Below are 25,240 nucleotides of genomic sequence, written 5' to 3' on the forward strand. Positions count from 1 at the left end.
TATCTATGCACGCTCAATAATCATAGCTGTTCCTGTACCACCAGCTCCAGCAATAGCACAGAGTCCATAACGGCCATTACAGTACTCTAAAGCTGCCATGCAATGTAACAAAAGCATAGCACCAGAGCAACCGTAAGGATGCCCATAGGCCAGTGCGCCGCCTAACATATTATATCTGTCAACAAGGTCTGGATATTCTCGTCCAAACAAGACAGAGATTACAGCAAACGCTTCATTCCATTCAAACACATCAATTGTTGTTGATGAAAGTCCGGTAGCGTCTAGTATATTTTTTGTACTTAATAGTGCACCTTCAGGACTATACAAGGGATTTCCTGCCCATGGCATGGCACGAACAATCCTAAAGGGTCCTTCCTCCCTACTTAATGTAACAAAGGCAGCCCCATCATGAGTAAGACATGCATTTCCAGCCGTTGTTATAGAATTAGGTCCTAATAAGGGCTTCATACGCTGTAACAATTTTTCATTCATAGATGGACGTATTGATTCATCGATACATAGCTTTCCATCAACTTCAATGTCTAGCATATAGGGTAAAAGTATACCTTTGTCCCGTGCATATTGTGCACACTGATGACTTCTAATAATATAAGGATTTAACTCCTCTACACCTACACCATGTTTTATCATGGTACGTTCTGCCCCTTCTAACATAGATAAAGAAGATAATTCGTTGGGAGAAAACTGTGCCACTCTATAATCACCACAACGATCATCATACTCTGCATATGTTCTTAGTGGTTGTAAAGACGAACTTTCAATACCACCAGCAATTACTGTATTCATCATACCTGATGCAATATGAGCATAGGCCATCTCAATACTCATCATACCTGATGCACATTGCATATCTATCGTAACTGCTGGTATCATATTAGGTAAATTGCTATAAAGACCCATCAATCTCGCAATATTCCCACCCGTACCAACTGCATTGCCACAAAAAATGGCATCCACAGAAGATGTGTCTATAGAATCAAATAGCTGATTTAACACCTTTGCACCAAGCAATTCAGGACGTATTGATTTATATTGTCCGTTAACGACACCAATCGGCGTACGTAATCCATTATGAATGAAAACAGGCATAGTATTACTCCATATAAATAAGGAGGTGTACTAATAACACCTCCTACACATATCATCATTATATTTTAATTTTTGTAGCCAACCAAGAGGCAACTAAACATTTTATAATATCTCCTGGAATATATGGGAGCATTACAATAGGTAGAGATGCCCAAAACGGAGTGCCTGTAACAATCATAAATCCAGCTACACCAAAAATATATACAACAGGAATCGTAATAACTAATGAACGCCAGCTATAGGATAAAAAGCTTCTAGATTTACCTTTACAAATGCTTAATAGCGTATAGGCAACAGGCCAAGAGAAGATAAATCCGCCAGTAGGTCCGAATAGTTTACCAAGTCCAGCTGTACCTCCAACAAAAACAGGCAATCCTACTGTTCCTAGTAATACATATACAATAAATACAATTAATGTATCTTTAGGGGATAATAATAAGCCTGTCAATGTAGCTACTAATGTAAGTGCTGTCACCATAGCAGGGCTAAATGGTAACGGGAATGAAATCCATGCTGATACACACAATAGCGCTGTTAATAAAGCCATTTTTGTTAAACGTCTTGCTTCCATAATATACCTCTTTTACATCATAATCTTACATAATTTTATGCTCATCATATAAACGTGCTCTAAAAAGAGTTGTATCATCTAACGTACCAAGTAGGATATTTCCTTCACGTTGACGCTCTATGCACACACAATCCTCAGCAATCATAGGTGATAAAAAACGAACCTCTATGCCTACTTTAGATTTATCTTGTACTACATACTTCCACAAATTCTCTAATATAAGCAATCCCGGTACTATATAGGGTGACACACGATGTATTTGATTGCGATCATTTACAGCTTCAACAAAATGAATAATATTTTCTTTCGTAAAAGTTAGTGTTTTAACACCCTCATCAACTTTTGGTATTTGCCTAAGTTGTAAAGGTTTTGTTAACTGCAATAAATCAATCCATAATGTACCAATTGTATTAGACATACAAACGGATATATGATTGCCTTTATACTCTGCATCATGAAACACAATTTTATCGGTGCCTTGCGTATCAAAATAGGCCTTCGTAATTACACAATTCGTAGGCAAATTTAAGGTTTTTATATCTGTTAATAAAGCTAATAATCTCCGCATATTAATTCACCATATCAATAGTTTTACAAGATGTCTCTATAAATTATAATTAATCCCGATTATATTGTCAACTTATCACTCGTTTAATTAGTTAACAAGAAAAGCCACCACTGATTATATCAATAGTGACTTTTCTCAACACATATGTCTATAAATTATAGATTCTACATTATAAGTTTAAGTCTTTCAAATAGTCTTTGAATGCAGGTCCTAACTCCTCATTACGAAGCGCATATTCTACGGTAGCTTTTAAATAGCCTAATTTATCACCCGTATCATAACGAATACCTTCATAAGCTAATGCATATTTTGTAGTCTTTGATGCCGCCAAAGCATCTGTTAACTGCACTTCATTACCTACCCCAGGTTTTGTATTTTCTAAAATATCAAAAATATCTGGTGTTAGGATATAACGCCCAAGGACAGCTAAATTAGAAGGTGCCTTATCTACGCTTGGCTTTTCTACTAAACCACTAACACGATATAAATTATCTGCCAATGGATCTCCAGATACAATCCCATAAGAACTTACCTTGTCATTAGGTACAAATTGAGCACCAAGTATAATACCTGGATGTTTTTCATAACAATCCATCAACTGTTGTAAGCACGGTTTATCAGGATTATAAACGATATCATCACCTAATAAAACAGCAAATGGCTCATCACCAATAAATGCTTTAGCACACAGTACAGCATCCCCTAAACCACGTGGTGCTTTTTGGCGAATAAAGTGAACCTTAATATCCGCCAAATCTTTTACCATAGCTAGCTGTTTATTTTTTCCTTGCTTTTGCAATAATTCTTCTAATTCTACACTACTATCAAAGTGGTCCTCAATAGCACGTTTACTACGACCAGTTATGATAAGAATTTCTTCAATACCAGAATCCAGTGCTTCTTTTACAATATATTGAATCGCCGGTGTATCAACGATAGGTAACATTTCTTTTGGTTGTGCTTTTGTAGCTGGCAAAAATCGTGTACCAAAACCAGCTGCAGGAATAACAGCCTTACGAATAGACTTCATATGTATACTCCTTAGAAATCTTTACCAACGAACTTAATTTTCCATTGATTATTATCCTTTTTATGGGAATCTTTATATGTTAAATACATATCAAAAGAATGTAAGTCACGATGGTATGTGTAATAAATCGAATCTACATCACCACTCATCATATTCTGTTTAACACTAACAGATATGTCATCAAGCCGTGTCAATTTAAAGGAACCACCATAAATAAGCTCCTTAGGAAGTTCTGTACTATCAAAACGATATGGAGAGTTATTATAAGTAATATTGCGTTGATTGTAAGAAACCCACGCATTAACTCTAGGGCCTACAGCTGTACGGAATTGAGCACCCCAATATGGCATGCTACGTATAGATTTATCATAACCATAATAATCGCGTTGATACCCACCAAAGAAGCGCAATGTACCATCTTTCCATAGATTAATCGGGTCATGAGATACCTCTACCTTATAATCCTTATGAGAACCTTTTATAGAGCCTTCCTTCCAATACCCGATACTGGTTTCACCACGTACCGTAAATGGAGATTTCGCAATATGATATGTATGTGTATCAATACGAAGCTCACCAATTTTTTCTACCCATACAGTTTCATCATTATATTCGTTAGATTCTTTACTATACCCAATAGATGCCGTTCCCCATGGTAAATAGTGGCGATAGCCTATTTGTGGTTTAAAACCTGCCTTTGAATACCATTTATAATCAAAATAAGCTTCACCAGATTTTCCTAATGGTATCTCAGCATTTCCACGTAAGCCAATGCCATCATCACTATTATAAATTGGTCGAGGCATAATAGAAAATGTGCTTACTTTACCTTGCTTATCACCACGTAAAGATTTCGTATACGATTTTAAACTAAACAGTTTGAAATTCTTAATATAAAAGCTTGGATGTTGAATTACAACCTTATCGCCAGGGTAGATTTTTATGTCGTTGCCTTCAATGCGATAATCAGGTGTATGCTTAAATGCCATCGCATGCTTTGATGTAATCATCCCTTTTTCAATAGATCCCGTTTGACCATCATAGGAAAGATTTTGTCCTTTTACATAATAAGGATCAGACCAACCTTGTGTTTGCCCCGCATCAAAATGTTGGTCACTCGTACGATAAGTCATAACATCACCAGTAAGATCTTTTGTCTTACCACCATCCTCTAAATAGCGATATGGACCATCAGCAGTTCGATATTCTGTAGTCTTCGTATTTCCTGTGATGCGATTAGCTAACAGGGTACGATTTCCTTGTGTAACCACAACATTCCCTATAGCATTTACATCTCCAGTACTACCAGAATACGTCATTTTATCTGCATCAACACGAGTTGGTAATTTTTCTGTTGGCGCGGCAATAGGTGAAGTACCACGACGAACAACACGAATATTGCTGCGTTCAGGGGTCGAAGGTTGTTGCAATTCACCCGGATACGATTCAGATATACTATCTAAACTATCTTGATATGTAATTGAATCTGAAGCAGCCCACGCAGGCTGTGCCAAACAAAGCAAGCATGCTGCCACGAGCCATTGTACTCTTTGTTTCCTCATGGTTACTATACTCCTCTATTAATTACGTTTTACTACAACGATTGGTTGAGATACATTTTCTGCTGTATCATTTGTATCTTCTGCTTCTTCAGTATCAGCGACATTAGTATCATTATCATCTGCATTTACAGTTGTATTGTCTACATTATCCACAGAGCTATCTACGGAATCATCATTAGTAGCTGGCACGGTAACAGCTTCTGCTAATTCATCATCACTATGCGCTAAACCATCACCGCCAATAACAAGACCTTGAATGGAAACAGAATCTTGCGGTTGAATAAATACAGTAGAGCCTACAGGGTAATCAATATTTTTCCCCTTTATAAAAGCACCACCAACTAAACCTACAGGACCAAGCAATACAGCACCCGCTACAGAAGCACCAGCAGCTTTAATTTCCCCTTTAGTTCTTTCTTTAGCTTCTTTACCTTGAACCGCAGTAAACTCTGTGCCATCAATAGCAGGGACAGAATCAAAAGTTATATCAAGAGCTCCATTTCTACCAAAGGAACGGGCCTTTTTTAGAGATGTAATTGTTGCAGAACCTACAGTGCCTGCAGGAACAAGTAAAACATTACCATCCATTACATTTTCAGCAACAGTAAATTTAATTGAATCTCCTTCATGACTTGTTTTTGTAGATACCGCATCATTGAGTGTGACTTTAAATACATGATCAGAAGATAATGTACCAACTTGATTTGTAAGTGTTACATTACTACCATATACCTTAGTTTTCAAACTAATAATACGTTTTTGTAACGAACCAGGTAAAATCCTACCATTCACACTTCGTTCCATCTTTTCAACACGATCTACCAAAGAACCATCATTAATACTGTTTTGATATGTATATTCTAATGCGTCCATTTCTTCACGCAAAGAAATATTAGTACCACTACCTTCAACAGAATCATATAAAGAATCAACACGTTTACTTAATGTAGCAGTATTACCAGAAAATCCGTTACCATACACAGTTTCATCTAATTGATTGATGCGATCTACAACAGCACCATCTTGAGGTGCACCATATACAGTGCTTTCTAATACTTGTGTTTTCTCCGTTACTGTACCAGGTGCAGCAAATGCGGTACCTGTTAATAAAGATGCCATCAAAAGTGTAAGTACTTGCTTCTTCATATAATCCTCCACAACTCATCCTCTATGGGACATATACATCAAATAGCACAATAAGCACGGGCCTAAGACCGTGCTTATTTTCTGAGCACTCTTAATAAAGTACGTCAGTGGCCATTAAATTTTTAAATCAATAAGTGCAGATACGCCAACACCTTGAACACGGGAAGCGCTCACTGGATTTGTACTATCTACTGGTACTAAACCTTTGACACGAACCATCCCATTAAAACTACCTTCAATTTGTGCAACAGCTTTAACTTGTTCAATACTAGATGCAGGACCTGTTACTTGTGCAGCACCAATATAACCTTTAGTACCAATACTAATAATAGGTACAACCTTTGTAGTATATTCAGTACTCAAATTATTTTGTTTTAGTAATTTATTTAAGAAAGAATCAATTTGTGGGCCAAATTTGCTAACTAAAATACCAACACCACCAATTTTAGCAGCGCCACCAAGAATGCTACTTAAACCGCCAGCTTGTGTAGTTAAAATTCCACCAAATGCAGTTGTAGTCAAACAAATCCCTAGAACAGCGGTCATAATTTTCTTTTTCATGATAAGCCTCCTAATAGATACTTATATTTTAACAAATTCTATACATAGTTTCTAGTGAAAGTATAAATACTTACACTGAAAGATAGTAAAATTATATAATAATACAATGAGTTTATTATGAATTTTATACAATTTAATTTTTAACTATGTTTTAAGAGCACATCATATAATTAATATAAAAAGACTTAACAGATTCGCGGTACTTGATCTTCACCTAATAAATCTACTAAACGAACACCACCAATTGATGTTTGTAGGCCTACTTTACCAATATTTTTATCCATGGTAGCACCGATATGAGTTGCTTCACGACCTTCAGGATAACTATGTAAAATATCTAGCACATCATTGGTTACAATCGGATCTACAACGAATATACATTTACCCTCATTGGCTAAATATAAAGGATCATAACCCAGAATATCACAAACAGATCGAACTTCATCATGAATGATAAGCTTAGATTCTTCCACTTTTATGCCAACTTGACTTTGTTCAGCAATTTCTTTAAGAACCGTACCTACGCCGCCGCGCGTAGGATCCCGTAATAAAGCAACTTGAGGACCGACTTTATTCAAAACAGCTTGAACCATATGGTTCAAAGGAGCACAATCAGTCTTAATTGAATCTGATAACTCTAACCCAAATCGTTGGCCCATAACAGCAATCGAATGATCTCCTATTGAACCGGATAAAATTATATCCATATTAGGTTTTACTAAATTAGGACCTATATGAATATCCTCTGGAATCATGCCAATACCTGCAGTATTGATATAAATTTTATCAACTTCACCTTTTTTAACAACCTTTGTATCACCCGTTACAATTTGCACATTAGCAAGTTTTGCCATATCAGACATAGTGCTTAAAATCGTTTCTAATTCATCAAAAGGAAGGCCTTCTTCTAAAATCAAACCACAGCTAAGATATTGTGGTACAGCACCATTCATAGCTAAATCATTAACCGTACCACATACAGCTAATTTACCAATATTACCACCGGGGAAAAAAGCAGGCTGTACAACATAGGAATCAGTCGTAAAAGCCATGCGACCAGATGACACTGAAAATTGAGCACCATCATGTAAAGGGGCCAATAAATCATTGGTAAAATACTTTAATATAAATCGTTCTGTCAACTCGTGGCTAAAGCGACCACCATTGCCATGAACTAAACGAACTCGTTCCATTTAATCCTCCCAGGCTAATCCGCCACTAGAAAAGCCATACTTATACCATGCAGCACAACTACCTTCTACAGATACCATGCAAGCACCTACAGCATGATCCGGTGTACACGATTTTCCAAACAAAGGACACTCATTAGGTTTTATCAACCCTTGTAATACGCTACCACATTGGCAACCTTTAGGATCGACAGATGGTTTTTCTAGATAAATAGGTAGCATCTTTTCTGCATCTAAAAATGAGTAATCATCATTTAGCTTTAACCCTGAATTTGGAATCTTACCAATTCCACGCCAAGTATCATCACAAATTTCATACACTTCATCCATCATTTGTATAGCAACAGGATTGCCTTCTTTCATTACAACAGAATGATAGGTATTCCCTACTTCAAAATGACCACTTCTACGTTGTTCTAAAATATTAACGATAGCCGATAATATTTCTACTCCATCAAATCCAGCAATACAAGATGGTATTTTATACTCATCCGGTAAAAATTGATATGGTTTTTCTCCAATAATAACACTTACGTGCCCAGGTAAAATAAAACCATCAATCTGTCCAGATTGTCTATCCAATAAAGCTCGAAGCGCAGGTGGTACCAATTTATGAGACACTAAAAAAAATACATTTTTTAGGCCAGCCTGTGCGACAGCTTTTACGGTAGCACCGATAACAGCGATTGTCGTTTCAAAACCTATCGCCAAAAATACAATCTGCTTATCTGGATATTTTCTACTTAATTCTAAAACTTCTAGTGGTGTATAGATAACGTGAATATGAGCTCCTTGTGTTTGAACTTCACTAAGACTACTATAACTACCTGGCACCTTCAGCATATCACCAAAAGTTGCAATGATCACATCATCACGTTTTGCATACTCGAGAGCCTTATCCATATACACCTGATCGGTTACACACACAGGACATCCAGGACCACTTACTAATTCTATCCCCGATGGCAATAATTGTCGTAACCCTTCTCTAAAAATAGATACTGTATGTGTACCACAAACTTCCATAAGTCGCACCCGTTCACCAGGTGTATGAAGTTCACTGATGCGGTGTAATAAAGCATCAGCTGTTTTTTGTTTTTCCTGCAAAGTAAGCTTCTTCAAGTTCTTCTAACTCCCGGAAGGCATCTAATGTTGCCTTCGCTTCTTCTTCATCTACAATTTGAACTGCAAAACCGGCATGTACTAACAACCAATCTCCCACCTTTGCATCTGGTACGAGAAGCAAGCTACAATCACGAGTTGCACCAGTTAATTCCACTGTACCAATAGCTTCATTAATAGCAACTAACTGTGCTGGTACTGCTAAACACATACGCCCTCCTCTAGTAAATATACTTAAACATTTATTATAACTATTAATCCAAATATTTTGTATGACTTAATTCTATCATAAATATACGGTCTTTTCTGTAACTGATGATACTTTTATATATTTTTTTGATGAGCAATCCACAATTGTCCTAGCGATAAACCACCGTCATTACATGGCACTTTCTTATTAATATATAATGTGCCATGATGCCACTTATGTTGTAAGGATGCTAATAGTCTTCGATTTTGAAAAACGCCACCACCGATACATACATCATCGATGCCATAGCGTTCACATAAATCAGATCCCACTTCACAAATAGCGATAGCTAACGTTTTATGAAAGCTCGCCGCTAATAAAGATACACTTTCACCTCGAGAATAACCATCCATAATCTGCTGTACTGCAGGTACAAGATCTAGAACTTGACCATCATAATTAAAATCTAGCAAGCGCCCTTCTTCATCTTGACACGCAGATTCCAACGCAATGGCAATTTGTGCATCAAAAGAATGTTCATTTCCTAAGCCCAACAGACAACCAATCACATCAAACAATCTACCCGCACTAGATGTCATCATCATGGACATATCTGATTGCAATGCCTTATCTAGAATTTGCCAACCTTTAGGCAATGTAGTTAACCATTTTTTGTATTTATTAGGCAACTCATCTCCATAATAATTCCGTAAATACCATAAAGCTTGACGCCATGGCTCTTTTACCGCTTTCTCACCACCAGGCAAAGGCGCTAAATGAATATGTGCAACACGCATATACTCTGCCCCATAGCACAGCATAAATTCACCGCCCCAAATCGTATCATCATCCCCATATCCAGTGCCATCAAAACAAATTCCAAGAACAGGATATTTCAAATCGTACTCAGCCATAACAGCTGCAATGTGGCTATGATGATGTTGCACTTCTATAGTTGGAAGATCAAGGGATTCGCTTAATCTTCGTCCATAATTAGATGAAAAAAATGCTGGATGCTTATCTATAACAATAACTTCTGGCTTCACATCAAACAGTTGTTCATACCGTTCAATGGTCCTCTCAAACGTTTCATGAGTTGATTCACTTGCTAAATCACCTATATGAGGTCCTAGCAATATCTCCTGCTTTTTATTAATCGCAAAGGTATTCTTTAAATCACTCCCCATAGCAAGTATCGATGGATCTTTAATCGACTCACAATGAATTGGTTCTGGAATATATCCACGACTTCGACGAATTAAAATAGGTGTATCTTCCACCACTGATACAATTGAATCATCTACAGGTGCATAAATTTGACGATTATGTGTCAAAAAATAATCGGCTATAGTACGTAATTCTGAAAACGCGTGTTCATCATCGTAAATAACGGAATCACCGCTCGCATTGCCACTTGTCATAACCCAGACTGCATTATGTGGTACTAAAACATGATGAATTGGTGCATATGGTAACATAACACCAATTAAATGATTATCAGGAGCTACTAACTCACTGATAGACGCATGGAAATTATCATTTTTTTCTAATAAAACAATGGGTCTTGCCATACTGCTTAATGCGTCTAAGTCTCCATCGCTAACGATAGCAAACTCCTCTATGATGTCGATAGAACCAGCCATAATAGCAAAAGGCTTATCCTTACGATGCTTTCGCTCTCGTAATGTTTGTATTGCCTTATCATTAGTGGCATCACACACTAAGTGATAACCACCAATACCTTTAACTGCAATTATGGCACCTTTATGAATGAGATCTCGTGTTTTTTCAAAACAATCATCCCCCGCCCAATTACGGCCATCCAAATCTAGTAACTGATAACTTGGGCCGCAATTAGCACACGCATTAGGTTCTGCATGATACCTACGACCATTCACATCAAGGTATTCATCGCGACAAGCTTCACACATGGTGAAATCAGACATAGTAGTTCGTTCTCGATCATAGGGCATGGATTTGATAATGGAATATCGAGGTCCACAATTGGTACAGTTGATAAAAGGATAATCATACCTCCTACCAGGTTCCTTCATTTCAGCCAAACAATCTTCACATGGTGATGTATCGGCACTAATAAATGTGTTTACAGTACCGTCCACAGGAGACTGAGCGATAACAAATTCCTTACCATCATTATTTATAGATGGATCAAGCTTTGTAATGCTCACATGTGTGATACGGCATAATCGCGGCTGTTCTTCTTGAATCGTATCAACAAATAATTGCAATGTATCTATATCGGATTGAGCCTCAACATATACTCCGGAATTATCATTATATACAAATCCACTAATTTCTAACTGATGGGCCCACATAGAAACAAGGGGTCGAAATCCGACCCCTTGTACAATACCTGTAAATCGAATCCCCCATCGTTCAATAGTTTGTTTTTCATCCAATCTAGTGTCCATAGCGGCTCCTATTACAAAATATATCTTATTTAAAATGTCTATCCTAATGCTACAGGAATACTACCATCAATCCCTGCTTGTTCAAGTTCAGCTTGAATCATGATAGCACATTCAATCCGTTTCTTTTGTAGACGACAACCAAACTCATAAGGCGTTTGTAAATCTCCACCCAATGTAATGTTGTTGGCATGACAGCCACCAGAGCAGAAGAATTTAGCCCAACATTCTGCACAGGTAGGTTTTGTAAACACATGTGTGTTACGAAAATTCTTTGGAATTTCCATATTTTTTAAACCTTCATATACATTACCAAGTATATAACCATCTTTGCCTACAAATTGATGACATGGATAAATATCTCCATTTGGCACGACAGCCATATATTCATGACCAGCCCCGCAGCCACGCAAACGTTTTGCCATACAAGGTCCACGGTACAAATCCATACGGAAGTGGAAGAAATTAAATTTCTCACCCCATCCGTCCTTTTGGCGTTGCAAATATATATCTGCTAATTTTTCATATTCTTTCTCAAGCGTTGGCCAATCTTCTTCGCGAAGTACATAATCGCCTTCTTCACCAACTACAGGCTCCATAGATAAGTGTTCAAATCCTAAGTCAGACATAGCCAATACATCTTTAGTAAAATCAAGATTCTTATGCGTATATGTACCGCGTACATAATATTCTAAACCATGACGTTGTTTTACTGCATTAACAAGGTTTTTAGCAATATATTCATAGGAGTTAGCACCACTACCAGCAACTGGACGCATAGCATTATGCACATCTTCTCGGCCATCAAGAGATAATACCAAACTCATTTTATGTTCATTTACATAATCGATTTTCTCTTGAGACAATAACATACCATTAGTAGTCAATGTCAATTTAAAGATTTTATTATGTTTTGGAGCCTCTTGCTCAATATATTCTACAGTTTGTTTTACAACATCCCAATTAAGAAGAGGTTCACCACCGAAGAAATCAATTTCGCAATGTTGACGAGTGCCACTCATTTGAATTAGAAAATCAACAGCACGTTTAGCTACATCAAAGCTCATTAATTCGCGTTTTACACCACCGTAATCGCCTTGACTAGCAAAGCAATATTTACATGCTAAATTACAGTCATGGGCAATATTAAGACACAATGCTTTAACAATTGGCTTTTCCCCAACTACGAGCTTGAATTCAGTACTCATAGGAGCAAATAGCTGTTCTGCAGCGATGAGCTCATCTAATTCATCCATGATTTCATTTAATTCTATAGGATCTTGAGAGCTATCTAACGCAGCATGGACTGCATCACGATTAGTGCCGTCATATATATCTAATACTTTATCAATGAGTTCATCAATAACGTGAATGATACCGCTATTTACATCTAAACAATAGTAGTTATCTTTCATCCGAAACTTATGGATCATTGGTTTTAATTCTAACATGGTACCTCCAAATTATATGTATGTGAAAGTGCTAAACTATATAGAACTTTCTAGATAATTGTACCACATTTTTTACATATCGTGCTGAAAGTCCTCATAAATATATACTATAGATACTATGTAATCTATACATACATAAAAAAAGAGAGCCATCGGCTCTCTTTTTTTATTATTTTTGTTTGCAAACTTGATTGCCTACTGTACAGCTTGTTTTACAAGCGGATTGGCAAGAAGTTTGGCATTCACCACAACCACCAGTTTTAGCAGTTTTTTGTAAAGATTCAGTGTTGATTGTACGAATACGTTTAGCCATGATTATCCTCCTCAATACTTATTGTATTACTATTATTTTATCATAGATATTCAAACTATGTAAAATATAAATTATTTTTGTACGTCCTTACGCAATACTTTACGCAACGCCAATGCAATCGGTGTTACAATGACGCCTGCAAAAATTGCTTCTGGAATACCATGCGTAACAGACAATATTAAGATTGTTCCTATAACTTGATCTGATGAAAGATGCATAGCCTGTGCAAACATATCGGCGTATAACACATAGATTAGCCCCATTACCATACATGTATGGAATATGGTCCCCATAAATGCAGAAATAATTATGCGTGGTCCTTGTGGTACCTTCCACAATGATTTATATACTAATACAGCCAATACAGGGAATATAATTCGAGGCACTACCGATACTAAAGGATTGATAAATAATGGAGATAAAATATTCGGTGCTGTAAAATTCTGCCAAAAACTATATACACCAAAAATCAGGCCCACAAAAGCACCAACTCTAGGTCCTTCAACTAATGCACCAATCAACGCTGGCACATGTAAGGTGGTTACATTCAACGGTCCTAATGCCATAATACCATAACCAGAAAGGCCTAAAATAATTGTAATAGCAGCTAACAAACCTACAACAGTCAGTTCACGTAATGTTAAACCTGATTTAGTAACAGGTGCTTTTTCCTGTTTACGATTCATTGACTCAGTTTGCTGTTCTTGGATTGATACCTGTTGGTTACCATCCTTTACATTTTCATTCATAAAAAATCCTCCTTCGCTCTCATTCTCTAAGGATATGAGTCGAAACTAGAAATAAAAGCTAGCCTTTGTTCTTTACAAAAGCTTTTATTATACCTATCTCTACTAATTTACCAATCAGTACAGATACAATAATAAACACAAGTTCTAATAATCCTGGTGTAAAAAATACAAGAGGATTCCCTTGGTATATTGGGAATACAGTAGGTGCTAATGCTTTCACAAATTCTGGAATATACCCACCATATAATATATGTCCATTCATAGCTAATAGCATAACAGCTGTAATAACTATTCGTAGCAACCTCGTAGCTTTATATTCACCATTACGAGGATACATGTAGAATGCAAAAACTAACATAGATAAAATGATAAATAAAAACTCTCCCATCAGCGCATTTAAACTAATGGTAGGTCCAAAGTAAGCTATCATTAAAGGATCAGTTAAATCAATATAAAAAATCGAACCCAAATATATAAAAGGAATTGGCAATATATATACAGCCATATCTATTGATTCATCTAATACACCCCATCTACGATTTCTTTTAAAAAAATATGTCATTAATAAAGCTACTAACTCTAGCAAAACTTGCGTAAAAAAATATATGCCTAAATAGACTATCATAATCAGAATTTGATTTTCTACGGTTACATTAAAGGGGGTTGTAAATACATTAATAACCGTAAAAATCACCCAACTATATACATGATAGCCCATATGAATCGGTAATTCACTAAATCTACCTTGTCGCATTCGCTGTAAAATAATAGGTATCAACAAAGATAATACAGGAAATGTAAGATATGGAGAACCCCAACCAGTTAGATGCAATACAGAAGTAACTACACTTACAAAAAAAGCACTAATTAAAGTAAACACAATAAACTGCTTATTCATGTGACCCTCCCAATAGTTGAGATATCCAATAAGCTATGATAAGTACAATAGTAACTTGACCATACATTCCCATAAGAAAAATGATGTCACGTCCAATGGATGGCAATCCCCAAAGCCAATTTAAATCTAAACCAAGAAACATTAGTCTATAAGTGGCAAATTGAACAACTATCCAGCCTAACACATAAATAATGCGATTTATGCGTTTATTTTCAGCTCCAAACGTGCTTGATTTAAATGATAAATATGCCCAAGGAATACATAAAGACAACAATAAATACCATACTAAAGCCACTGTTGCACTAGATCCATTATGAATTATATACGAAATGACAGGAATAGCCATGATAAATATATTCATATACAGTGATTGTTTACAAATATCCAATATAATGTTCATACACGTCTCCTAAGATAATTAATCACTTGTATTGTACACTACATATCACTAAAAAGCCACAAAAAAAGGTCTCTTATAGAGATTTTTCTATAAGAGACCTTTTAAATGCCATTCAAAGACTAAAGACATAATAATCAATTATCACGCAACAGTAGATTCCGCAGTAATATCAATTGTATCTTTATCTTCTGGTTTTTCTTCCTTCAACAACGGAGTCATACTTTCAATGCCAATTCCTAATGTAAATAGGTTATGTAACCAAGCAGTTTGACTTGGAGGCATGAAACCAAGTACGCCACCCCCTACAAGAGCACCATTGAAACCAACAATACCATTGTAGTTGGATTTGATACGTTTCATCAACGCAATAGAAATTCGACGTAAGTCTACAAGAGCTTGTAAGTTATCAGAGGAAATAGTAACGTTCGCAATTTTTTGAGCAATTGGAGCGCCTTCATTCATAGCAATCCCTACATGTGCTTCTGAAATAGCTGGAGAATCATTAATACCATCCCCGACCATCATGACAGTATAACCTTCCGCTTTTGCTTGTTTTACATAGGCAGCCTTATCTTCTGGCAATACCTCTGCATGCACCTCATCAATGCCGAGTTCATCAGCTACACGTTGTGCATTACGTTTGGAGTCACCAGTCATCATGACAACCTTTTTAATACCTAAAGCATGCAAATCAGCAATAACTTGTTTAGATTCATCACGTACAGGGTCTTTAATACAAATAACCGCTGCTAATGTACCGCCTATAGCAAGGTAAATATGTGATGATGTGTTTGGTAAGTTATTGAATTTTTCTTGTTCATCTGCAGGAATCTTTGTCTTTTCATCATCAAAGATATAATGAGCACTGCCAATACGTACACGGTAGCGACCAACCTTAGAGGCAATACCATGAGCTACAACGTATTCTACGTCAGAATGCATTTCCTTATGAGGCAAAGCATGATCCTTAGCAGCACGTACAATTGCTTTTGCCATGGAATGAGGGAAATGTTCCTCAATACATGCAGCTAATTTTAACATTTCATCTGCATCATGACCATTGAACGGAATGATTTGTTCAAACTCAGGTTCTGCTTTTGTAAGAGTACCAGTTTTATCGAATACAATCATATCCGCTTGTGCAATTTGTTCTAAGAATTTACCACCCTTAACAGTAATACCACGTTTAGAGGCTTCTTGCATTGCTGAAAGTACAGCTAATGGAATAGACAATTTTAATGCACAAGAAAAGTCAACCATTACGAAAGACAATGCTTTCATCACATTTCGAGTCAACAAATATGTTAAACTAGCCCCAATAAAGCTAATTGGAACTAATTTATCTGCCATGCGGTATGCTTGTTGTTCCATACCGGATTTCATTTGTTCAGACTCTTCAATAAGATTAACGATTTTTTCATAACGAGAAGATTTAGATGTGCTACGTACTTCTACAATAGCTTTACCATCTTCTACTACTGTACCTGCATATACAGAAGTATCTTTGTCTCGGCGAACAGCTTCTGGTTCACCAGTCATAGAGCTTTCATTAACAAGAACAACACCGTCAATAACGATGCCATCCAATGGAATCACTTCGCCTTGGCGAATAATGATTTTATCGCCTGCTACAACTTCGTTAACTGGCTTGCTTACTTCGATATCGTCAACTAAAACCCATACCTTGTCTACATTCAAAGACATACTTTGAGCAAGATTTAATACGGATTTACGGTGAGTCCATTCTTCTAAAATATCACCAATACCTAATAGGTACATAACCGCGCCAGCCGTAGGATAATCTTTTTGAAGTAAAGCTGCACCAATAGCAACACCATCAAGTACCTCAACAGTTAATTTACGTTGCCATAATGTTTTAATCGCTTTGCCAATAAATTTAATACCATCAAACCAAGCCCATGCAGCCGCAATTGGTGCTGGTAGTACTGCTTTTTTACCTAAATACAAAGCAGTTCGATTAATCATCATTTCACGATATTTTTTATTTACTAAGCGCGGAGAGTATTCGTTCAAAACAGGAGCTTCGGACAAATCTAAATTGCGTAGACCTAACACCGCATCACGTACGGCAGCAGAATCACCATTATGTTTAATAGCAATTTGAGTACTACGAGTGTAGAAGGTTACATCTACAATTGCATCATTAAGTAACAAGGTATCTTCTACATAAGCTGCTTCAGCCTCTGTAAAACGATGACCAGTTACCTTAACATGCAAGCGATTTCTAAGTTTTCGTACAACAGAAAATTGTAACATAATTGAATCCTTCTATTATTTTTTTTCTTCAAAGATTTCTTCGTTGCGAGCTTCGTTAATTTCTTGAGCTTCAGCTAATACATCAGATGCGGAAGCTTGTACTTTTTCAGCTGTTTCTAATACAGTTTCTTTAGCACGAAGGCCAGCTGCTACGATACCAGCATATACTTTTTTAGCATCTTTGGATGTTAATACTTTAAGACCTACAGTGCCCAATGCAAGACCTGCTGCGAATAAGTTAGCGTTTTTAAGATTGTTTTGATTGAAATTAAACATGATGTGTTTCCTTTCTTATTTGACATAATTAAAACTTATATGAAAAGAGGAGCTCATTATAGAGACTCCTCTTCCATTATCACATAAAATTCTTACCTATCAACACGTTTGATACCCAATGCTTTATTGGAACCATCACAACTGCAACTACATCCGCTGCCACAGCCAGATGACTTATGTGACTTAGATCCATCAGATGAACCACCGCTACCACAACCACAGCCACCTTTACCAGACACTTGTTTGCGAATTTTATTGCCTAAGTAAGCTAATGCTAAAACAACTATGAGTCCTATAATAAGATTATCCATTATTATGCCTCTTTCTCAATATCAACTAAAATACAATATAGGTAATAGTGATAATTCAAATAAAAATCAACATCTAAAGGACATTCTTCTTTTCTCATTATCATTTAACCATAAATATTGATAATTATCAAGTATTAGATTTAAGTTTCATATAACTAAATTACAACTATACAATTAGTATAAATCATAACTAGCTAAAATATAGTGACACAATAGTGATTATCTATATTTTGAGCTAGAATCCCAACGCAATACCTACATTGTAGAAAATGAAACATGCAATCCATGCAAATGCATTTTCATAACAGAACATGAATAGCATCCATTTCCAAGATCCAGTTTCACGTTTAATAACAGCAAGTGCTGCTATACATGGTGGATAACACAAGATGAATAACATGAATGTCAACGCAATCAATGCAGTAAAGTGTGGATCACTTTGTAAATATGCAGTCAATGCTTGAGGATGATCAGTATCACCACCTACTGCATAAATTGTACCCAATGTAGATACAACAACTTCTTTAGCTGCTAACCCGGCTACTAGTGCTACCCCCATTTTCCAATCAAAGCCCAATGGTTGAAGAATTGGATTAATTGCTTTACCAAACATAGCTGCATACGATTGTTCCATTTTTTCAGATGCTTGTTCTTGATCAAGTTTTTGATTTTCATCAGCTAAGTTAGCTTGGTTTTTATACATAGCCCAGGCTACTGGGAACAATTGTTCATTTTGATCTTTAATATCATTGAATAATTCAGGAGCTTCAGAATCATCTTCCGTTTCAATTTCAGGAGCACTTTCACCATTAGCTTCTGCTGCTGAAGTAGCATCATCTACAGTAGATTTCATATTATCAACGATTTCATTAACTTGATCTTTTTGTTCATCTGTAGTAATACCAAATTGTTCTAATGTTTGAGCATCTTTTACTTCATAGGTAGCGGCTACTTGATCATGTAATTCATCATAATCTTGAGAGTATTGTACATCATTAGGATACGATGTAATAAACCAAATAAGGATAGTAGCAGCCAAAATAAATGTAGCCGCTTTTTTGAAGTACATAATAGTACGTTCATACATATGCATTGCAGTCGCTTTCAAGGTAGGCATATGATATGGAGGTAATTCCATAACAAACGGTTCTGCTTCGCCAGAGAACAAGAATTTGCGGAATATTTTAGCAAATATAATGCCCAAAATAATTCCTGCGAAGTAAATACAGAATAAAACAATACCAGCCATTTCCGGACTAAAGAATGCAGCAGCAAACAAAGTATATACAGGTAAGCGTGCTGAGCAACTCATAAATGGAGTAATTAAAATCGTTACCATACGATCTTTATAGTTATCCAGAATACGAGCACCCATAACAGATGGCACAGAACAGCCAAACCCTAGTAATAAAGGGATAAACGATTTACCATGTAAACCACAAGCGCGCATGACACGGTCAATAACAAAAGCGGCACGAGCCATATAACCAGTATCTTCCAAGAAGGATATCCCTAGAAATAGTAGTAAAATTAGTGGAATAAAAGACATAACAGCCCCTACACCAGCTATGATACCATCAGATACCAAAGATTGAACTTGACCCTCAGGAATATATGTAGTCGCTAATCCTTGGAACCATGTAAATAATTTTGCTAACCAATCTTGCGGAACCGCTCCTACTATATTAACAAAATTAAATAATATAAACATAACCAACAAGAATATTGGCAAGCCCCAGATACGATGTGTCAAAATCTTATCCAATCGATCAGAACGAGTTTCAGTAGATGCTGGATATTCTACAGTAATGGCATTAAATACTTCTACTGCAAAACGGTGACGATATTCTTGGAATATTAGATCAAGATCAACTTGATCTTTAACTTCTTCACGAATGGCTTTTGCCTTTTCCAAAGCAGCCGCTGTATTTTCAAGACGCATAATCTTGCCGACCACATCAGCATCTTTTTCCAATAATTTAACAGCAACCCAACGAATTGGATATGTTACGGATCCTGCTTTTGCTAATTCTGCTTCTAATTCAGCAATTTTAGGTTCCAAAATGTCACCATAAGGAATAATAACACCCGGTTTTTTATTTTCCTTAGCACATTGAACAGTAGCTGCTAATAGCTCTTTTGTACCTATATTATTACGACCAACTGTGCGAACAACGGTAGCACCAGTCATTTTTTCCATCAACGGAATATCGTATTTAAAGCCCATTTCATCAGCAACATCAGCCATATTTAGAGCAATAACCATTGGCACTTCGAGTTCAATCAATTGTGCAGCCAAGTATAAGTTACGTTCTAGATTAGATGCATCGAGTACGTTCACGATAAGATCTGGGTTATCATTAATGATAACATTACGTGCTACTAATTCATCCAAAGAACGTGCAGTTAAGCTATATGTACCTGGTAAATCTATAAACAATAATTCTTGGCCGTCAAATTTTGTATGGCCTTCTTTTTTTTCTACAGTAACACCTGAATAGTTACCGACATGTTGCTTAGCCCCTGTGATATTGTTAAACATTGTAGTTTTACCACAGTTAGGGTTACCTGCTAGGGCTATGCGAATTTGCTCATTATCTGCCATGAGGACCTCCTATTCAACTTCTACATCAATCATACCCGCTTCACTATTCCGAAGCGCTAATTCAAAGTTTTTTACCTTGATTTCCACAGGATCACCTAATGGAGCGAACTTCATGACATGAACCTTAGTACCATGTACCAGTCCCATATCAACTAATCGATGTTTTACATTACCGCTGCCATGAAGTGTTGCAATAATGCCGGACTCGCCTTGTTTCATGTCCTTCAATTTCTTGATAGCCATATTACACCTCCTAATTATTGTACATAACAACCTCATATTAAACACATATCCAACGAATAATGCGTATTAATATCCTAAATCATTATATCATGAGAGTTTATAATTTCAACAATAATTATCATTTTATTATTCGAAATTTTAATATATATTATAAATTTAGATTATATTAGTGCGTGCAAAAACCTAACAAACCATTATAATCATTGCATTTTTAATTGTTAAAACTTTATTTATTAAATGATTTCTCAATTTACATAGTGAGAATTAGCTTTATTTCATTCTCACTTTTATATATATAATTTCTCAATTAATGTTTTATATTTTAAGAATTATTAACCATAATAAGATTCTTTATTTTCATTTTCTAACTGTATTTTCTCAACTATAATTCGTGTTTATATTTTTCTATAGTATGTAACACTCATTATTTATCATATACACTAAGTAATAACATGCATTTGCTCGAGTCTGCTAGATTAGGTATAATTAATACAATATGTATTAAAGAAAGGACGACACATGAAATCTTTTAAATCATTAGGCGTTTGTGATAAACTCATTAGCACCTTACAAAAACAAGGAATCAAAGAACCAACGCCTATTCAAGAACAATCGATTCCCATCGTCTTTAAAGGCAATGATATTATTGCAAAGGCGCAAACTGGGACAGGTAAAACACTAGCCTTTCTATTACCGATTTTGCAACGTGTTCACACAGATGTGCATCAAGAGCAAGTGCTTATCATCGCCCCAACTAGAGAGCTAATCAAGCAAATTTCCGACGAAGCAAAGGTACTCGGTTCAATATTAGGTGTTGATATTTTACCTCTCATCGGTGGCAAAACAATTGAATCTCAATTACAACAACTTGGAAGACGTCCGCAGGTTATTTTAGGCACACCAGGTCGTCTATTAGACCATGCTAAACGAGGCTCTCTACATCTCAACTCGATTCGTCGTGTCGTATTAGATGAAGCAGACCAAATGCTCCATATGGGATTCTTACCAGACATAGAAAATTTAATTGGCCAAACGGATGCCAATAGGCAATTATTACTTTTCTCTGCCACAATTCCAGATAAGATTCGAAATTTAGCCAAAGCATATATGTCTAAACCAGTATCAGTTACAGCAGAAGGTAAACACATCACACTAGATGCCATCGACCAGCGAGTATATATGATGAATACTGAGGAAAAAACTTCACGACTCATCAAGATGATTCAGGATGATAATCCCTATTTGGCAATCGTTTTCTGTAACAAACGAGAAGGTGCTATTCGTCTCTCCTATGAATTGACCGCTGCAGGACTTAATATTGCAGAAATGCATGGCGATTTAACACAAGGACGACGCACGCAAATACTTCGAGATTTTGCAAAAGCAAAAACACAAATTTTGGTAGCTACTGATATTGCGGCTCGTGGCATCGATATCGAAGGCATTACCCATGTATACAACTACGATGTACCACACGATGTAGATTACTACATCCATCGTATTGGACGCACTGGTCGCGCAGGCAACTCGGGTATCGCTGTTACCTTTGCTACGCCAGCTGACGAATCTTGGTTACGACGCATCGAACGCGCTATCCAAGCAACGCTTACTAAATACACAAAAGACGGTCAGGTTAAAACTAAAGGCAATACCAGCACGGCGCCCAAACGTACAAAAACTTCTGGGAAACCTAAGATTACCAGTTCTTATCAATCTACAAAAGCAAAAGCTCATAAAGCACGAGGCCATAAAGGTTCCAATACACGGCAACGCCGTACCTCTACAGCACAGGTAGGTCGACGTGGCAAACGGAAATAACACAAAATGCGTGTAGCATATCATAAGCTACACGCATTTTTTATGTGCCATTATTTATTTTGATTTGCATAGATACTTGGTACACCGTCTACATCCATACATTGTGTCTTACATGATGAACGATTACTACAAACCCATGTAGTACGCCCGTTCATATTCTGCTTAACAAAATATCCTTTTTTACACCGAGGACATACATATTGTTTTGATTCTTCTGGAACCTCAAGGTCAGCATTTGAATTTTGTCTAGTCCTAGAAGGCTGCGTATATCGACAGGACGGATAATTCGTACAACCTAAAAAGTCACCAAACTTACCAGTCCGCTGCTGTAAATGCCCCTTTTTACACGAAGGACAGTCTGGTAATGCTGATAAATTTGCCTGATTGGTATCTAAAGGACGCTTTGCGTTTTGATTTGAAATGATACGCACCACATTTGGCATCATTTGATCACGACTCACCTGTTTATCAAAGCCAAGCTTATCAATCAAATGTTGTAGAAATTGGATCTGATCCGTTAAAAATGAATCTAACGTATCTTCTCCTTCACTCATAAGGGCAAGACGTTCCTCCCAAACGGCTGTTTCATCAGGATATAATAATTCATCAGGTAATGCATCTACCAAAAGATACCCTGTATCGGTAGGAGATAACACCTGCTTCTTACCAGATGTCTTCATAAATCCCCGACTGATTAATTCATCAATAATATTAGCCCGCGTCGCTTCCGTACCAATACCTGATACCGCCTTTAATTGTTTCTTTAACTCTTCATTCTTAACAAACTTATGAATTTCCTTCATCGCTTGTAATAATGTAGACGGTGTAAATCGAGATGGTGGCTTCGTTTGCTTAGCCTCTATAGACGAATCAGTATATTCAACACCATCGTTCTTTTTAACGGCAGGCAAATGGTCTGCTTCTTCGATAGCCTCCTTTTTAGGCCCCGATTCGGCGCCTCGATCATCGGTTAAATCCGGTTCATCCTCTTCTGAATGTATCTTAGATTTCTGGCGCTTATACAAAGATTTCCAACCTTCTTCAATAACAACGCGACCATTAGCAACAAATTCTTCCTCACATTGACCAACTACAATCTTTGTTTGTTCATACACATGTTCCCCATAAAATTGTGCAATATAAGCCTGACTAATGAGGAAATAAATATTCCGTTCTGCTTGAGTTAGGCTCTTTACATTACAAGAAACGGTGGTAGGAATGATCGCATGATGGGCAGTAATCTTTTTTTCATTCCACGCACGACTTTTAATATTTCTATCCGCATTTTGTGCCCATTGTGAAAGTTTTTCATCCCCTGATTGCGCTAAATTACCGAGAATAGCTATGCGATCACCATATTGATTAGGTGGTAGGTATTCGCAATCAGAACGAGGATATGTGGTTAATTTTTTCTCATATAATTTCTGTGCCGTATCTAATACAGTTTGAGGGTCATAAGAATAGGCCTTTCCAGCTAATACTTGTAGAGAAGACAGAGATAGCGGTAAACGTTGAGAATCTTTTTTCTTAGACTTTGTAACAGACTTTATAATGCCACTAGGACTTGCTGACAACCGTTGAATTAAACTTTCAGCAACCCCCTTATTGATGAGACGACCGTCTGGATCTAACCCTTTTTGTTCGTCCTTTGGTTGCCACGTTGCCCAAAAGGTGCCATTCTCATGGGTATATAAAATTTTAACAGTAAAATAATCAGTCGGTTTAAAATCGGCTAATTCTCGTTCACGCCGTACTACGAGTGCTAACGTTGGCGTTTTTACACGACCTATAGGCAATGTCACCTTATTTCCCTTATATCGTTCAGACAATGTATAGGCCCGTGATAAATTCATACCAATCAACCAATCCGCACGTGCTCTAGCTAATGCAGATTGATATAAATTGTGAAAATCCTTATTATCGCGCAAATCATCTAATGCAGACTTTACAGATTTCTCATCCAATGCGTTTAATAGAATCCGTTGCACCGGTTTTGAATTTCCTACAAAATACAGGACTTCATCAACTAATAACTGACCTTCTCTATCCGGGTCACCTGCATTGACGATGATATCAGCTTTTCCAATAAGATCTTTAACCGTTTCAAACTGTTGTCGACTACTATCGGTTACGAGTAATTTCCACTCAGTAGGCACGATTGGTAAATCTTGAGGGCGCCAACGGATATATTTATCGTCATAGTCACCCGGCTCAGCTTGATGTAGTACATGCCCCACAACCCATGTAACAATATCATCCCCTTGGATAAAATAACCATTGCGTTTTTGTATATTCTTGTTTTCCGGCAAACATTTACTGATTTCTCGAGCCATGGATGGCTTTTCTGCAATAAATAACCGCATGGTCCCCTCCTTAACGTACATATGGCGACCATCCCCGCAGTCGCTCTTTGAAATCTC

23 protein-coding genes are annotated in these 25,240 nt (G+C 36.8%); 1 reads left to right on the forward strand and 22 read right to left on the reverse strand.

Going from position 1 to position 25,240, the window contains the following annotated elements; genetic code table 11:
• Positions 1 to 3: 3 nt before the first annotated feature.
• The 21 genes from Q0E20_RS04665 to Q0E20_RS04765 all read right to left on the reverse strand — a co-directional run bounded on the left by Q0E20_RS04665 (position 4) and on the right by Q0E20_RS04765 (position 21,002).
• Positions 4 to 1,110, reverse strand: coding sequence for a thiolase family protein (locus Q0E20_RS04665; protein ID WP_295996984.1), 1,107 nt, complete (start codon positions 1,108 to 1,110; stop codon positions 4 to 6).
• Between the two features lie 58 nt (positions 1,111 to 1,168).
• Complete coding sequence (locus Q0E20_RS04670) at positions 1,169 to 1,681, reverse strand: biotin transporter BioY (RefSeq protein WP_295996989.1); 513 nt, start codon at positions 1,679 to 1,681, stop codon at positions 1,169 to 1,171.
• Between the two features lie 25 nt (positions 1,682 to 1,706).
• Entirely contained in the window at positions 1,707 to 2,249 is a 543-nt protein-coding gene (locus Q0E20_RS04675) for a hypothetical protein (RefSeq protein WP_295996992.1), read from the reverse strand.
• A 169-nt stretch (positions 2,250 to 2,418) separates the two neighbouring features.
• Positions 2,419 to 3,279 (reverse strand): UTP--glucose-1-phosphate uridylyltransferase GalU, encoded by an 861-nt coding sequence (galU, locus tag Q0E20_RS04680; RefSeq protein WP_295996994.1) that lies wholly within the window; start codon positions 3,277 to 3,279, stop codon positions 2,419 to 2,421.
• 11 nt (positions 3,280 to 3,290) lie between these two features.
• Entirely contained in the window at positions 3,291 to 4,841 is a 1,551-nt protein-coding gene (locus Q0E20_RS04685) for an LptA/OstA family protein (protein WP_295996996.1), read from the reverse strand.
• An 18-nt stretch (positions 4,842 to 4,859) separates the two neighbouring features.
• On the reverse strand, positions 4,860 to 5,987 hold the full coding sequence (locus Q0E20_RS04690) for a hypothetical protein (protein WP_295997001.1): 1,128 nt from the start codon (positions 5,985 to 5,987) through the stop codon (positions 4,860 to 4,862).
• Positions 5,988 to 6,101: 114 nt separating this feature from the next.
• The gene (locus tag Q0E20_RS04695) at positions 6,102 to 6,548 is read right to left on the reverse strand and encodes a hypothetical protein (RefSeq protein ID WP_295997003.1); all 447 of its coding nucleotides are present in this window, start codon (positions 6,546 to 6,548) and stop codon (positions 6,102 to 6,104) included.
• 185 nt (positions 6,549 to 6,733) lie between these two features.
• Positions 6,734 to 7,741: a hydrogenase expression/formation protein HypE gene (gene hypE, locus Q0E20_RS04700; RefSeq protein ID WP_295997007.1), complete on the reverse strand. Its 1,008-nt coding sequence runs from the start codon at positions 7,739 to 7,741 to the stop codon at positions 6,734 to 6,736.
• A complete protein-coding gene (gene hypD, locus Q0E20_RS04705) occupies positions 7,742 to 8,860 on the reverse strand; it encodes a hydrogenase formation protein HypD (protein ID WP_295997010.1) in 1,119 nt (372 codons plus the stop codon). It abuts the gene before it with no gap.
• The gene (locus Q0E20_RS04710) at positions 8,820 to 9,071 is read right to left on the reverse strand and encodes a HypC/HybG/HupF family hydrogenase formation chaperone (RefSeq protein ID WP_295997012.1); all 252 of its coding nucleotides are present in this window, start codon (positions 9,069 to 9,071) and stop codon (positions 8,820 to 8,822) included. The genes hypD and Q0E20_RS04710 overlap by 41 nt, the downstream gene beginning before the upstream one ends.
• Positions 9,072 to 9,184: 113 nt before the next feature.
• Positions 9,185 to 11,482 carry a carbamoyltransferase HypF gene (gene hypF, locus Q0E20_RS04715; protein WP_295997015.1) on the reverse strand — a complete coding sequence of 766 codons (2,298 nt, stop codon included), beginning with the start codon at positions 11,480 to 11,482 and terminating at the stop codon, positions 9,185 to 9,187.
• Between the two features lie 38 nt (positions 11,483 to 11,520).
• Complete coding sequence (gene scfB, locus Q0E20_RS04720) at positions 11,521 to 12,930, reverse strand: thioether cross-link-forming SCIFF peptide maturase (protein ID WP_295997018.1); 1,410 nt, start codon at positions 12,928 to 12,930, stop codon at positions 11,521 to 11,523.
• A 169-nt stretch (positions 12,931 to 13,099) separates the two neighbouring features.
• Positions 13,100 to 13,243, reverse strand: a complete 144-nt coding sequence (gene scfA, locus Q0E20_RS04725; RefSeq protein WP_004693318.1) for a six-cysteine ranthipeptide SCIFF — start codon at positions 13,241 to 13,243, stop codon at positions 13,100 to 13,102.
• Between the two features lie 71 nt (positions 13,244 to 13,314).
• Positions 13,315 to 13,992, reverse strand: a complete 678-nt coding sequence (locus Q0E20_RS04730) for an ECF transporter S component (protein WP_295997021.1) — start codon at positions 13,990 to 13,992, stop codon at positions 13,315 to 13,317.
• A 58-nt stretch (positions 13,993 to 14,050) separates the two neighbouring features.
• The gene (locus Q0E20_RS04735; RefSeq protein ID WP_295997022.1) at positions 14,051 to 14,890 is read right to left on the reverse strand and encodes a hypothetical protein; all 840 of its coding nucleotides are present in this window, start codon (positions 14,888 to 14,890) and stop codon (positions 14,051 to 14,053) included.
• Positions 14,883 to 15,290 (reverse strand): hypothetical protein, encoded by a 408-nt coding sequence (locus Q0E20_RS04740; protein ID WP_295997024.1) that lies wholly within the window; start codon positions 15,288 to 15,290, stop codon positions 14,883 to 14,885. The genes Q0E20_RS04735 and Q0E20_RS04740 overlap by 8 nt, the downstream gene beginning before the upstream one ends.
• A gap of 141 nt (positions 15,291 to 15,431) precedes the next feature.
• The gene (locus Q0E20_RS04745) at positions 15,432 to 17,567 is read right to left on the reverse strand and encodes a heavy metal translocating P-type ATPase (protein WP_295997026.1); all 2,136 of its coding nucleotides are present in this window, start codon (positions 17,565 to 17,567) and stop codon (positions 15,432 to 15,434) included.
• A 15-nt stretch (positions 17,568 to 17,582) separates the two neighbouring features.
• Positions 17,583 to 17,843 (reverse strand): DUF6110 family protein, encoded by a 261-nt coding sequence (locus Q0E20_RS04750; RefSeq protein WP_295260243.1) that lies wholly within the window; start codon positions 17,841 to 17,843, stop codon positions 17,583 to 17,585.
• A gap of 92 nt (positions 17,844 to 17,935) precedes the next feature.
• Positions 17,936 to 18,154: a FeoB-associated Cys-rich membrane protein gene (locus Q0E20_RS04755; RefSeq protein WP_295260245.1), complete on the reverse strand. Its 219-nt coding sequence runs from the start codon at positions 18,152 to 18,154 to the stop codon at positions 17,936 to 17,938.
• Positions 18,155 to 18,389: 235 nt separating this feature from the next.
• A complete protein-coding gene (gene feoB / locus Q0E20_RS04760; protein ID WP_295997029.1) occupies positions 18,390 to 20,759 on the reverse strand; it encodes a ferrous iron transport protein B in 2,370 nt (789 codons plus the stop codon).
• A 9-nt stretch (positions 20,760 to 20,768) separates the two neighbouring features.
• Positions 20,769 to 21,002 (reverse strand): FeoA family protein, encoded by a 234-nt coding sequence (locus Q0E20_RS04765; protein ID WP_295285603.1) that lies wholly within the window; start codon positions 21,000 to 21,002, stop codon positions 20,769 to 20,771.
• A 519-nt stretch (positions 21,003 to 21,521) separates the two neighbouring features.
• On the opposite strand from Q0E20_RS04765, the gene Q0E20_RS04770 reads away from it, so the two are divergent.
• Complete coding sequence (locus Q0E20_RS04770; protein ID WP_295997032.1) at positions 21,522 to 22,820, forward strand: DEAD/DEAH box helicase; 1,299 nt, start codon at positions 21,522 to 21,524, stop codon at positions 22,818 to 22,820.
• 50 nt (positions 22,821 to 22,870) lie between these two features.
• Here Q0E20_RS04770 and Q0E20_RS04775 read toward each other — a convergent pair whose 3' ends face one another.
• Complete coding sequence (locus Q0E20_RS04775; RefSeq protein ID WP_295997034.1) at positions 22,871 to 25,183, reverse strand: DNA topoisomerase 3; 2,313 nt, start codon at positions 25,181 to 25,183, stop codon at positions 22,871 to 22,873.
• Positions 25,184 to 25,240 lie beyond the last annotated feature (57 nt).

Source organism: uncultured Veillonella sp. (assembly GCF_934230905.1).
Classification (GTDB): domain Bacteria; phylum Bacillota; class Negativicutes; order Veillonellales; family Veillonellaceae; genus Veillonella.